Here is a 13550-nt window from a genome sequence, read left to right on the forward strand (position 1 = left end):
TTATCGCCTCCTGTCGGCCAATTCCAAGGCCAGTTCGGCGCTTAAAAGCGCTTTCTTACGTAAGCCGTTAAGCAGTGTCGCCCGCTCCTTCTCCTTTCCGTCGACCGTCAACAGCTGCCCTGCACGTGCCGCCAGATTCTGCGCCGTAACGGTCTCTAGACTCCCCACCGGCTGATCGCCAAGTGTCGCCAAGAATCGTTCGATCTTCGGATCGTAGGAAATGCCAAGCAGAGGAACTTGCATCACTGCGGCAAAAATCAGGGCATGCAGCCGGATGCCGATCAAGAGGTCCAGATTCCCTACGATGGACATCAGTTCGCTCGTCGTATAATCGCCTTCGAGCACCGTCACCTGACCGCCGATCTGTTCGGCCAAACGCTGCGATACCGCGCGGTCGTCCGGCCACTGCATCGGCAAGAGCACGATGCGCGCGCCTTGTTCTTGCTGCAGTCGGTGCGCCGCATCGATCAGCGCCTGCTGGTAATTTTCCCGGCCCTGCCAGTCGCGGGCCGAAATCCCGATCAGCGGCGATACGCCCGCCACATTGTGCTGGCGCAGAATCGTCCGACCGAGATGCTTGTCGACCGGATGCAGCGCCAAGACCGGGTCGGCCGTGACATGCACGGCCGGTTTCGTAATCTGCAAGCGCCGGAGTTCTTCGCGTGAACCTTCGTCGCGCACCGTGATCAGATCCACCTGGTTGCCCACGCGGCGCATCACCGACTGCGCGAACGAACCGTTGACCGGCCCGATGCCCTGCGCATAAAGCATCACCTTCGTGCCTAAGCGTTTTGCCAGATAGATGATGCCGAGATAATAATACAGGCTACGTTCACTGGTCACATCCTGCAGCAGGCTGCCGCCGCCGCTGATCAGAAGATCGCTTTTTGCCAGCGCCATTACGATGGCCGGCGCATTCACCCGATCCACCGCTTTGACGCCATGGCGCTTTCGCGTATCGGCGGCGTTACCGGAGATCACGGTAATCCGCGCCGACGGATTCAGTTCGGTCAGCACTTCGATCATGGCCGCCAGCATCGCTTCATCGCCGGCGTTGCCAAAACCGTAGTAACCGGAAATTACGATATCGGTCATATCAGGCAGATCTCCTTCCCAGCAGGGACGACAGATAAGCAAGCACCTGAACGCCCACTACGGCCAAGAGGCCAAACGCCATGCCCGCCGCCATTCCATCCAGACCCCGGACAAACGACATCAGTACCGGCGTGCGCATGTGCGCGAACGTCTCGACCAACGAGCCCTGCCCGATTGTCGCGACGAGCACCAACGCATAGTGCAGAATACGCGGCCATTGACGGTAAGCCGCCATAACCAGTAAGAAGAACGCCGGGTGACCGATCATAAATTCTTTTTCCCGCGGTCGCGCAAACATGACCCGTTCCAGAAAGGCCCGCAGTTTCAGTTCGATGTCCGGCACCGGCACGCCAGCCGTATGACCGGAACGTCCGACATAAACCAACGCGACCAGCGCGACCAGCGCACAGCCCAACAGCGTTTTGATCTGTACCGGATAATTAAGCAGCGCCTTGAGCTGCGCGCCGATGCCGGCCGGAACTTCATCCAGCAAACGGTAGCGGCTGAAATAGGTCAGCGAGACCATCAGAATCGGCGCGACAAAGGTCAGTTTAACACCGCGGAAAATTTCCATTTCAAGAAAGAAACGCACGTCGGCCAGCAGCGCGGCCACATAAAGACCGCCGATCAACGAGATGCCGACCGTCAAAGCCAAGTAGAGGCAACCATCGCCCATGATGCGCGCCAGACTGCCTTTACCGCTCAGTTCCTTTTTTCGCCAGGCGTCAAGAAACCAGGTCATCGACAAGGTCGGAAAAAGGATCGCACTGGCCAGCGCGGCCATTTGACGCGCCAGCGTACCGCCGCCTTTGAGCAGCGGCAACGTCAATGCGAGGCTGAGCAACAGCCAGAGCAGATATTGCCAGCGTTTGCCGAACGGGTGGACCAGACTCAGGAAAAGAACGCCGGCCGCGACTGCCCCAGCAATGCTGAGCGCGGTCAGCCAGGCCGGAGCAAAATAATCCTGATACACGCCCGCCTTGCCCAGCGTGAAGCCTTTGGCCAGCAGTTCCTGCTTGACGCCGCTGACATAGGCCAGATTCGTTTCCACCAGCGTCTTACCCGGTTCCGCTTTGTCAAATTTGCGCAAGAGATTGATTCGGATGTTGCGTTCCTGATCGGTAACGCCCCAGCGTTGAATCGCGTCCGCCATGCGCAGTTTCGGCTGCTCATCCTTCGGAATCACATAGACTCGGGCCGCGCGATACGCGTCGGCGGCCACCAGATTTGTCAAGCCTTCCTGTTTAACGAACTGCAGCTGCAGCGGGTGTTCGATCAGCGCTAGCGTGTAGCCGTTCTCTTTCAGTTTGGCGAGCGTCAGCGGTAGTTTATCTGGAAAGCCTAGCGCTTCCTCGCCGACAAACATCACCGCCGAGATAGTATCAATGCCTGCCATACGGTTGAAGACGCTTTCAACGTCCGACGTCTCCACTTTCGTGTAGTTCGACGGCCGGGCAATGACATAGAAGCCCTGCTCCGCCGCATGCAGTATTTCCGCGCGCGGCAGACCCAGGTTCCATTTCTGCACCTTTTCAAAGTTGGCCTTCGCCGCCAGGATCCGGTGCGGCGCATCGAGCACTGCGACACGTTCCGGGCTGAGGCGGCGGCTCAGATCGTCTCTGATCTCATTGAACGAGGCCTCATCCTGGCCGACTACATAGACATCCTGCGGCAGGACGCGACCGGCTGCGATCAAAGGCTGCCAGATCGGATCGCTGCGATGCAGGCTCTGAATCTCGGCGCCGGAAATCACGGCCGCCTTGCCGCTCTTGCTTAACTTTTCCAGACTGGTCTCATAAACGGCGAGCGAAGTCACGCCCGCAGCTTTCAGCTGCTGCATCAATGCATCCGTCGGCACGCCGTCAAGCTGCGCCAATTCGATGACATCCTCGTATTCCATCGCCAGTTCAACCTGGTTGTTTGCTTTTTCCACCTGATGCCGCTGCCAGACTACCGTCAAGGAAGCCAACAGGCCTATGACGATGATGGCGATGAGCAGCCGGTTATAACGAAACTCTTTCAAACACTTCGACCACCTTACGCAATAAATATCGTTATCCTATGGAGCGCTAGCGTCCGGCATGCAGCAGCACGCGCGCCTGTCCGTCTTCCTGCACGACGCTTGTCGGGCGCAACGCGAACGGCAATTGTTTGCCGTCCATGACCGGAATCTTGCCGAGCGCCGACCAAATCAAGCCGCTCGCATCGCTATTGTTGATCATCAGTTTTTTCGTTTGCAAGACGATGACCTGATCCTGAAGAATCAGCTGACCTTCGAGTGACAGGCGCAATTTAAGAAGTCCGCCGGGGGAAAACGTCCCCTGCACCAGAACGAGGTCCGGCGTGATCGTGACGCTGACTTCTTTGATGCCCTTTTCTGGGCGACTCAGTAAGCGCACGAGTTCCTCTTCGCCGATCGTCGCCGTCACGTCGACCTGCCCGGCCGTGAGGCTTTCCAGCCGGCCATTGACAAGCTGCTTCAGCGACAAATGCACATCGCTGAATACGCCATGTACCTGCCTGAGCGCGAGTTTCTCGCCCTGCAGCTGCGGTATGTTCATCTCGATGCGCGGTATCGTACCGCTCAGCCAGGCCAACGCCGGACGGCCCGACAGCACAACCTCGCTGTCGTCTGACGCGCCCGGCACTTTGGCCAGGATAAAATGTCCCCAGATCATCGGCAGCAATAATTCCGCCAGCAGCAAACAAGCCGCCAGGGTTGCCGCGCCTCTTCGCCAGCCTTTCATCGCGCGCCTCCTTATTTGCTATCGCCTTTCAAGTACGCTTCAATGAACTGCGTCAGTTCTCCGTCCATGACCGCCTGCACGTTGCCGGTCTCGGAACCGGTACGATGGTCCTTGACCAGGTTATAAGGATGGAAGACATAGGAGCGGATCTGACTGCCCCATTCGATCGCCTGATAATCACCGGCAATCTCACTGAGCATGTTCTCCTGCTTCTTGCGTTCCAGTTCAAACAGCTTCGCGCGCATCAGCTTCAGACATTGCTCGCGGTTCTTGATCTGCGAACGTTCGCTTTGGCATTGCACGATCACGCCGGTCGGAATATGCGTCATCCGCACCGCCGAATCAGTCTTATTGATATGCTGACCGCCCGCGCCGCTGGCGCGATAGGTGTCGACCCGCACATCGACCATGTTGATGTCGACGCTGACCGCGTCGTCAATTTCCGGCATCACATCCACCGCCGCGAACGACGTGTGCCGCCTGCCGCTGGCATCGAACGGCGAGATGCGCACCAAACGATGCACGCCTTTTTCCGAACGCAAATAGCCGTAGGCATTGTGTCCGGAGATCAGAAGCGTCGCGCTTTTAACGCCCGCTTCGTCACCGGCGAGAAAATCCATCGTCTCGACCTTGTAGCCCTGCTTTTCCGCCCAGCGGACATACATGCGAAGCAGCATCTGCGCCCAGTCCTGCGCTTCGGTGCCGCCCGCGCCCGCATGCAGCGTCAAAATCGCATTGTTGCGGTCGTATTCGCCCGATAAGAGCAGCGTCAGCTGCAGCGCTTCCAGTTCGCTGCGCATTTCATCAAGCGCCGCGGTCACTTCGTCATAGACGCTTTCATCCTCTTCTTCCGTACCCATCTGCCAGAGCAGTTCGACGTCTTCATGCCGCTGCGTCAGCTGATAGTACTGCGCGATGTTGTCCTTGATGCCGGTCAGTTCCTGCGCGACTTTTTGCGCTTCGGCGGGATCGTCCCAAAAACCGGGCGCCGCCATCTTGTCTTCTAATAATGCGATTCGTTCCTCTTTGCCGACGACGTCAAAGAGAATCCCTCACTTCCTGCAATTGTTTAGCTAACTCCACTATCGGCAGACGCAAATCTTCCAATAACAACGCATTCCACCCCGTTTCACACGGCCAACAGGGCGTGCTTTCGCCCCGCCCTGCCTGTCCGCTATTTCTTCTCTATTGGCTCATGGCTTTTGGCTCATGGCTTACGGCTATTGGCTCGTAGTAGCCCGAAGCCATTAGCCGTTCTGCCTAGCCCATCGCTATGGCTCATAGCTCGTAGCCCTGAGCCCTTAGCCGTACTGCCACTAACCGCTCCATCATCGCTATCCGTTGACGCCGCAGCATTTCTTATACTTCTTGCCGCTGCCGCACGGGCACAGTTCGTTTCGTCCGGTCTGGTCGCCGTGTTCGATCGGCTTCTTCGCCGCCGCTTCGCCGTCTTCGCCGTGCGTGGCATGAGCCTGCTGCAGGCGGTCTTCCGGTTGCGTCACGATATTGACATGGTACATGTATTTGACGATGTCGCCCTGAATGTTTTCGATCATCTGTTGGAACATATCGAACGCTTCGATCTTATATTCGATCAGCGGATCTTTTTGGCCGTAAGCGCGCAGGCCGATGCCCTCACGCAGCATGTCCATCGCATCGAGATGTTCCATCCATTTGTTGTCGACCACTTTCAGCATGACCACTTTTTCCAGTTCACGCATGTTATCCGCGCCGAACGCTTCCTCACGCGCTTCATAGCCGTCGCGCGCCACTTCCAGCAAACGCTCGTGCAGCTCTTCGCGGCTCAGTTTTTCCAGCTCGCCGACCGTCAGTAGTTTCGGCGTCGCAAAATATTCTTCGCACTCTTCAATCAACGCCGCATAGTCCCAGTCTTCCGGATACAGCTTTTCATTGGCATGCGCATCGAGCATGTCCTGCACCAGTTTCTCCAGCATATGCGTGATGTTTTCCTTCAGGTTGTCGCCGAGCAGAATCTGACGCCGCTGTCCATAAATGACTTCGCGCTGCTGGTTCATGACGTCGTCATATTCGAGGACATGTTTGCGGATATCGAAGTTGCGCGCTTCGACCTTCTTCTGCGCCTGTTCGATCGAACGGGTAATCAGACTGTGCTCGATCGGTTCGTCTTCTTCCATGCCCAGCTTGTCCATGATGCCGGCGATGTTGTCCGAACCGAAAAGGCGCATCAGGTCATCTTCGAGCGAAAGATAAAAGCGCGAAGATCCGGCGTCGCCCTGACGTCCGGCGCGGCCGCGCAGCTGATTGTCGATCCGGCGGCTTTCATGCCGCTCGGTGCCGATGATATGCAAACCGCCGAGCGCAGCGACGTTTTCGCCCAGCACGATATCGGTGCCGCGACCCGCCATGTTCGTGGCAATCGTTACCGCAGCGTATTGGCCCGCCTGCGAAATGATGCTCGCTTCCTGTTCATGGAACTTGGCGTTCAAGACGTTGTGAGGTACGCCGCGTTTTTTCAATTGCTCGCTCAGCATTTCCGACTGAACGATCGAAGTCGTGCCGACCAGCACCGGTTGATGCTTGGCATGGCACTCGATGATTTCCTCGACGACCGCGCGATATTTGGCGCGACGGTTCTTATAGATGATGTCCGGATAGTCCGTACGCGTCACTTCGCGATTGGTCGGAATGACGATGACATCGAGTTTGTAGATCTTTTGGAATTCCGCTTCCTCGGTCTTTGCCGTACCGGTCATACCGGCCAGTTTTTCATACATGCGGAAGAAGTTCTGGAAGGTGATCGAAGCGAGCGTTTGGCTTTCGCGTTCGATTTTCACGTTTTCCTTCGCTTCGATCGCCTGATGCAGACCGTCCGAATAGCGGCGGCCGAACATCAGCCGTCCTGTGAATTCATCGACAATGATGACCTCGCCGTCTTTCACGACATAGTCGCGGTCGCGATGCATCAAGGCGCGCGCTCTGAGCGCCTGGTTGAAATGATGCGACATTTCCATGTTCTCATGTTCATAGAGATTGGAAACGTTCAGCATCTTTTCTGCCTTCGCGATGCCGCTTTCCGTCGGCGCTACCGTCTTCAGCTTCTCATCGACCGTGTAGTCTTCGCCCGGAATCAGTTTCGGCACGACCTTGGCCAAGACATAATAAAGATCGGTCGACTTTTCTCCCGGTCCTGAAATGATCAGCGGCGTACGCGCCTCATCGACCAAAATGCTGTCCACTTCATCGACAATCGCATAGTTGAGCGGCCGCTGCACCATTTGCTCGGCATGGATGACCATGTTGTCGCGCAGATAGTCAAAACCGTATTCGTTATTCGTACCATAGGTGATGTCCGCCTGATAGGCGGCGCGGCGCTCGGCAAAATCGAGCCCGTGCACGATCAGACCGACCGACAGGCCAAGGAAATTATAAACCTTGCCCATCCATTCGCTGTCGCGACGCGCCAGATAATCATTGACGGTAACGACATGCACGCCTTTGCCGGTCAATGCATTCAGATAAACCGGCAGCGTCGCGACCAGCGTCTTGCCTTCGCCGGTACGCATTTCCGCGATATTTCCTTCATGCAGCGTGATGCCGCCGAGCAACTGGACGTCAAAATGACGCATGCCCAGTACACGCTTCGAGGCTTCCCGCACAACGGCGAACGCTTCCGGCATCAACTGATCAAGCGTTTCCCCCTCGTCCACGCGTTTTTTGAATTCTACGGTCTTGGCGGCTAACGAAACGTCGCTCAATGCGGCAATTGTAGGTTCCAGAGCATTAATCTGCTCAACATATTGCATCATGCGTTTGATTTCCCGTTCGTTGTCATCACCGAACAATTTCTTTAAAAACCCAAACACTGAAATCAGCTCCTTACTTCTGTCAGGGCTAGCTTCGACATTCTACGCCCTAATTTTAGATTTTAGCACAACCAGGGCCGTGAAGTCAAAAAAATCCAGACGATTGCTGTTCATTTTCGCTACTAAATCATCTGTCAGATTAACCAGCACGACGGGGCTTTTAACACGAAGAAAGGCAAAGATAGGAAGAGTTTAAATTTATCTTTCCTCCTTCCCTTCTTCCTTTTCTTCGCATCTTCGTGTTAACCGTCCCCTACATAAAAGCAAACCCCCTCGCCGCGGCGAGAGGGTTTATACCTAGTATGTTACACCGTTTTGTCTTTGGGCACGACCTTGGTTTCCACCCAGAGCGGCGTGTGATGTTTGGCTTCCGAAAGCGACTGCGTTCCGTCGCCGAACATCGTCTTGAACTCACCCCAGTTGTAGATGCCGAGGAAGATATGCGCGAACATGAACAGTCCCAGACCGACGCCGATCCAAAGATGTCCGAGATCCAGCCAATAGATGAAGGCTTTGGGCGCGAACGGAATGAACGCGTACAAAATCCAGCCGCTGAAGATCAGGAACAGCGCGCCCGGCAGGAGCGCCAGCGCAAACTGCTTTTGACCGGCATGCATCTTGTCGACCGGCGGCAACGGGATTTCCTTGCCGAGCAGCATTTTTTGCGGATAACCGCCGCCGACTTTCAACCAGGCAAAGTCGTTTTCTTCCCAGGTGAACGTCAAACGAATGAACGCGATGACGCGGTCGAACGCAAAGATAAAATACAAGAGCGAAGCAATCGAAAAAATCGCTGCACCGATAATATGGATCTGCATCGCCTGATGCACGAACTCCGAACCGCCTGGCTTAAGCCAGATGATAAATCCGGTGATCGCCGCCGGTACAAACCCCAAGACCAGACTCCAATGAAACAAACGGGAAGGCAATGCGTGTTTTAAAACACGCGACTCATTGCTATCGTGTGTATGCATCACAAGCTATCCTCCTACACCAGTTTTGTCCGATTCACATAGCGGGTATGGAACAACTCTTCCGACAAAGGACTCAACGGCTTGCCGGCAAAATTCTTATACATCTCCTGGATGGCCGGGTTATTATGGCTCTGCCGAACGGCCGCTTTCTTGTCATCCTTATACAGACCGGCGGTCCGCATCTTGATGTATTTGGTCCGATCCTGAATCAAATCGCTGGCCACATACGCGCCGCCCCAGAGCATTGCACCGGCTACGCCCATCACGCCGAGAAATTCACGCCGGCTGACCTTGACCGCTTTTTCAACATAATCATATCGTGCCATTATCTGACTCCTCCTTAACTCCAGGGCAATAATGCCTTATATTTGTCAGTCCACGAAGTCCCCATCGGATTGATCGGCTGTCCGCCGCCGTTGACGCAACCGCCCGGACAGTTCATCACTTCAATGAAGTGATATTTTGATTTTCCGGCAACCACTTCATCGGCAACCGCCTTGATGTTTTCCTTGATGCCATGCACGACTGCCACCTGCAAAACAATCTCTTTGCCGGTTTTAGCATCTTTGATCGGCACACTGGCTTCCTTGACGCCTTGTAAACCGCGCACCGGCGTAAACTCGAGCACGCCCAGCTCCTCGCCGGAAATCACATAGTAGGCCGTCCTGAGTGCAGCCTCCATGACGCCGCCGGTGTTGCCGAAAATCGTTCCGGCGCCGCTGTACTGCGCCATCGGATTATTATCGCTGCGCTCCGACTGATTCGCCAGGTTGATGCCTTTTTGTTTCATTAGACGCGCGATATCGCGCGTGGTCAGGACGACGTCGACGTCGGGGTAATCTGCACTGCGACCCTGTTTATGCCAATATTCGGCCGCACTGTGGAATTCCGGACGCGCCGCTTCGAATTTTTTCGCGGTACAGGGCATGATCGCGACGACGAAAACTTTTTCCGGTTCCGTCTTGTACAACTCTTTCGCGGCATACGTTTTTAACAACGGTCCGTGCATCATCATCGGCGATTTGGCCGAGGAGAGATACGGCAATAATTGAGGATAGTATAATTCCGTATAACGGATCCAAGCCGGGCAACATGAGGTAAACTGCGGCAGGGGGCCGACATGGCCTTCGCCCGTTTCACCCAAAAGGTGGTGGCGGATCCGGCCGATCAGCTCAGTGCCTTCTTCCATAATCGTCAAGTCGGCCGCATAATTGGTATCGCCGATGACAAAGCCTAACTGGTTCAAAGCACTGTACAACTTTTCCGTTGCCAGCGTCCCCGGCGCCATGCCGAACTCTTCGGCGATCGCAACGCGGACCGCAGGCGCGATCGTTGTCACTACGGTAAACTGCTTGTCCGCGAGCTTCTGCTCGACGGCCGCTACGGGATCCACGACATCCGTCGGTGCGCCGAACGGACAATTCACCAGACACTGCCCGCAAAAAACGCATTTTTCCTTGTCGATGTGATGTACGGCACCATATTTCCCATCAATGGCATCGCTCGGACAGAATGCCTTGCAACTGTCACAACCTTTGCATTTTTTGCGATCAATGGTGATTACCTGGGACAATTCCTGTTGCTGAAAACCTTTCATCCCATATCCTCCCTACACTTTCTTTACCCTATACTTTACCGCGTTTTGTGACTTAATATTTCATTATTCGCTATTATTCGACACAATTCGCGCTTCCCCTGCTAGGTTAACGCCTAAATTTAGATAAAAAAAAGCAGGGGGAACAACGGCGACAAACGCCTCGTTGCCACCCCTGCGCACATTCTCTATCTCTCACGCGCGCCCTAACGGACAATGTGATTATATCATACTTGTTTTTCACATTAAATAGGTAAACTGTATTTAAGTTTGTATTTTTTATACAAAACTAGTAAAAAAACGTTTTTTAAGTTTTTATCGGATTTGTCCTCTTTTTTTACAGTCTGCATTGCCCGTTATCTGCATCGCAGCAGAAGAAAAAGCGCCCTGCCGGTATTGGCTCCGGCAGGGCGTCTTATTAGAATTCTGGTTCGATCAAACCGTAATGCCCGTCTTTGCGGCGATACACCACATTGACTTCTTCCGTTTCCGTATTGGTGAAAACATAGAAGTCATGGTTGATCATGTTCATTTGCAGCACCGCTTCTTCGACATACATCGGTTTCACGGCGAAGCGTTTCGTCTTGACGACTTTGGTGTCATCATCCTCTTCCTGCAGTGCGCTTTGCACCAGTTCACTCTTGAAGGTGCCGCTCTTCATGCGTTTGGCCAATTTGGTTTTATATTTTTCAATCTGCTTTTCAATTTTTTCCACAACTTGATCAATGGATGCATACATATCAGCAGTGGCTTCTTCGCCCCGCAGAATCATTCCATTGATAGGAACAGTCAGTTCGACGATATGACGTCCCTTTTCAACCTTTAATACAGCACTCATCTCACCTATATTATCGAAATACTTGGTGACTTTACTGACACGTTTTGTTACATAATCTTTCAACGCTGGAGTGATTTCAATGTTCTTTCCTCGTACGGCAATGGTCATATTGTCCATCTCCTTCCGTGTGTCTTATAAGTAATATTCGCCGCCCTGCGTTAAATTCCTGTTAAAAAAGCCAAGTTCACCATAAAAATTTCAAAATCTTTTTACAATTTCTTTTTTCAACCTTCCAAAGCCGCATTTTTAAAGGCTTTCATCGATTTTCGGCTCTTGCTATATTCGCAAACAAACATTACAGAAAGTGGAAAGTCACTGTTAAAAAGACGCCTGCCACTGCCGCAGAAGTTGCTGCGCGTTTCAGCCGTCAAAACGCCGCATCATGCCGCGCTGCCCGGGCCGCCGGAATCGTCTCGCTTTAAAACGTTCTTTTATTCTTGATAACACAAAACCCGGCTGCTTTTACGCAACCGGGTTGGCGATTTATGAATTATGACTTATAGACGTTGGCAGCTTGCGGCCCACGAGCGCCTTCTACAATTTCAAATTCAACTTCTTGACCTTCGGCCAAGGATTTGAATCCTTCGTCTTGAATAGCGGAGAAGTGTACGAATACGTCAGCACCGTCTTCTCTCTCGATGAAACCAAAACCTTTTTCTGCGCTGAACCATTTTACCTTACCAATCATGTCCAATTCCTCCTAATACATAAAAACTCTACGGCCAATCCAAAGACTGGAACCTCATGTTTAGTATATCATCGGCTAAATCAGACTGTCAACGTAATGTACGGGGTCTATTCCCGCAAACCTTGTCAAACAAGGTCGAATAGTTTACAAAATTTTCGACAAAAAGCTCTTCGTGCGCTCTTCGGTCGCCGCGCTGAAAATTGCCTCCGGCGTTCCTTCTTCCACAATGCAGCCTTCATCCATGAAGATCACCCGGTCACCGACTTCACGCGCAAAGCCCATTTCGTGCGTGACAATCACCATCGTCATGCCCTCATTCGCCAGTTGTTTCATGACGTCGAGGACTTCCTTGACCATTTCCGGATCAAGCGCCGACGTCGGTTCATCGAAGAGCATTACTTTAGGACGCATCGCCAGCGCGCGTGCGATCGCAACCCGCTGCTGCTGTCCGCCCGACAATTGCTCCGGATACGCTTTCGCCTTGTCGGACAAGCCGACCTTTTCCAATAGATCCAGCGCAATTTTTTCCGCTTCCGCACGCGCCAGCTTACGCACTTTTTGCGGCGCCAGGCTGATGTTTTCCAAAACCGTCATATGCGGAAAGAGGTTGAAGCGTTGGAAGACCATACCTACTTCTTCGCGCACTTTATTAATGTTGGATTCATTCGTCAGCGGAATGCCGTCGACGACGATTTCGCCGCTGCTCGGCTCTTCCAAATAATTGATGCATCTGAGCAGCGTGCTCTTGCCGGAGCCGCTCGGTCCGATTACAACGACGACTTCCTGTTCCGCCACTTTAAGACTGACGTCTTTTAGGACATGCAGTTGGCCGAATTTTTTATGTATATTCTTAATGCTTATCATCGATCTTATACCTCCGCTCCAAATAAGCCACGAGACGCGAAATCGTGAACGTCATCGTCAGATAGATGAGCGCGACCATCGTCCAGATTTCGAACGAGGCATAGGTTCGCGCAATGATCAGCTGGCCGCTGCGCGTCAATTCTTCAAAACCGATGACCGAAACCAGCGACGAGTCTTTCAGCATCGCGATGAATTCATTGCCAAGCGGCGGGATGATCCGTTTGAACGCCTGCGGCAAAACAATGTAACGCATCGTCTGCGCCCAGGTCATGCCCAGCGAGCGTCCCGCTTCCATTTGCCCTTTATCGATCGACTGGATGCCGCCGCGAAAGATTTCCGCAACGTATGCACCGCTGTTGATGCTGCACGCCGTGATCGCGGCAATGAACGGATCGACGCGCTGGCCGACGATAAGCGGCAACGCGAAATAAATCAGGAAGATCTGCACCAAAAGCGGCGTACCACGCACAAAATCGACATAGACCGCGGCAAAGGCCCTAAGCAGCCACTTGCTCGAGAGACGCCCAAGGCTCATCAGCATGCCGATGAAAAGGCCGAAAGCCACACTTAGCGCCGTAATCTTAACAGTCACCATCGCCCCTGCCAGCAGCAGAGGCAAGGAGCGGCTAATGAGTTCAAAATTCAAATCCATACCCAGTCACACCCTTGTCTTTATAATCAAAAAAGCCTTGCATATAAATGCACATACTGATTATATGCATCCAACCCTACCCTGTCAATGATTGTAAGGCTAAAGTTGGAGATTTTTTTAAAATCGCAAAGGCACAACGTCGACATAGTAAGACGAACGATGTTAGCAAATCAACACGAAAAGCAGGCGATTGAAAAAAAGGAAACCGCCCCTAAGCGCCAGCGGTCAGAGTGTAGAAAATTGAAAAATAGAA

General features: G+C 53.4%; 12 protein-coding genes. All 12 read right to left on the reverse strand.

Annotation, left to right across the window (positions count from 1 at the left end; translation table 11 throughout):
• The 12 genes from csaB to QTL79_RS03005 all read right to left on the reverse strand — a co-directional run bounded on the left by csaB (window position 1) and on the right by QTL79_RS03005 (window position 13297).
• Window positions 1–1095, reverse strand: a complete 1095-nt coding sequence (gene csaB, locus QTL79_RS02950) for a polysaccharide pyruvyl transferase CsaB (RefSeq protein WP_346353444.1) — start codon at window positions 1093–1095, stop codon at window positions 1–3.
• Window position 1096: 1 nt separating this feature from the next.
• Window positions 1097–3118: a DUF5693 family protein gene (locus QTL79_RS02955; RefSeq protein ID WP_346353445.1), complete on the reverse strand. Its 2022-nt coding sequence runs from the start codon at window positions 3116–3118 to the stop codon at window positions 1097–1099.
• A 46-nt stretch (window positions 3119–3164) separates the two neighbouring features.
• The gene (locus QTL79_RS02960; RefSeq protein WP_346353446.1) at window positions 3165–3842 is read right to left on the reverse strand and encodes an LmeA family phospholipid-binding protein; all 678 of its coding nucleotides are present in this window, start codon (window positions 3840–3842) and stop codon (window positions 3165–3167) included.
• 11 nt (window positions 3843–3853) lie between these two features.
• Window positions 3854–4955 (reverse strand): peptide chain release factor 2 gene (gene prfB, locus QTL79_RS02965; protein ID WP_346353447.1). Its coding sequence is split into 2 segments (ribosomal slippage): window positions 3854–4882 and window positions 4884–4955, totalling 1101 coding nucleotides; the frame shifts between segments, so codons are not numbered across the junction.
• 221 nt (window positions 4956–5176) lie between these two features.
• On the reverse strand, window positions 5177–7687 hold the full coding sequence (gene secA / locus QTL79_RS02970) for a preprotein translocase subunit SecA (protein ID WP_346353448.1): 2511 nt from the start codon (window positions 7685–7687) through the stop codon (window positions 5177–5179).
• Between the two features lie 305 nt (window positions 7688–7992).
• Window positions 7993–8661: a cytochrome b/b6 domain-containing protein gene (locus QTL79_RS02975; RefSeq protein ID WP_346353630.1), complete on the reverse strand. Its 669-nt coding sequence runs from the start codon at window positions 8659–8661 to the stop codon at window positions 7993–7995.
• A 14-nt stretch (window positions 8662–8675) separates the two neighbouring features.
• Complete coding sequence (locus QTL79_RS02980; RefSeq protein ID WP_346353449.1) at window positions 8676–8987, reverse strand: iron hydrogenase small subunit; 312 nt, start codon at window positions 8985–8987, stop codon at window positions 8676–8678.
• A 14-nt stretch (window positions 8988–9001) separates the two neighbouring features.
• A complete protein-coding gene (locus tag QTL79_RS02985; RefSeq protein ID WP_346353450.1) occupies window positions 9002–10258 on the reverse strand; it encodes a [FeFe] hydrogenase, group A in 1257 nt (418 codons plus the stop codon).
• A gap of 415 nt (window positions 10259–10673) precedes the next feature.
• Complete coding sequence (gene hpf, locus QTL79_RS02990; protein WP_346353451.1) at window positions 10674–11201, reverse strand: ribosome hibernation-promoting factor, HPF/YfiA family; 528 nt, start codon at window positions 11199–11201, stop codon at window positions 10674–10676.
• 382 nt (window positions 11202–11583) lie between these two features.
• Window positions 11584–11781: a cold shock domain-containing protein gene (locus QTL79_RS02995; protein ID WP_346353452.1), complete on the reverse strand. Its 198-nt coding sequence runs from the start codon at window positions 11779–11781 to the stop codon at window positions 11584–11586.
• A 144-nt stretch (window positions 11782–11925) separates the two neighbouring features.
• Window positions 11926–12645, reverse strand: coding sequence for an amino acid ABC transporter ATP-binding protein (locus tag QTL79_RS03000; protein WP_346353453.1), 720 nt, complete (start codon window positions 12643–12645; stop codon window positions 11926–11928).
• On the reverse strand, window positions 12632–13297 hold the full coding sequence (locus QTL79_RS03005) for an amino acid ABC transporter permease (RefSeq protein WP_346353454.1): 666 nt from the start codon (window positions 13295–13297) through the stop codon (window positions 12632–12634). The genes QTL79_RS03000 and QTL79_RS03005 overlap by 14 nt, the downstream gene beginning before the upstream one ends.
• Between the last annotated feature and the right edge of the window lie 253 nt (window positions 13298–13550).

It is taken from the genome of Azotosporobacter soli (genome assembly GCF_030542965.1).
Lineage (GTDB): Bacteria > Bacillota > Negativicutes > SG130 > SG130 > Azotosporobacter > Azotosporobacter soli.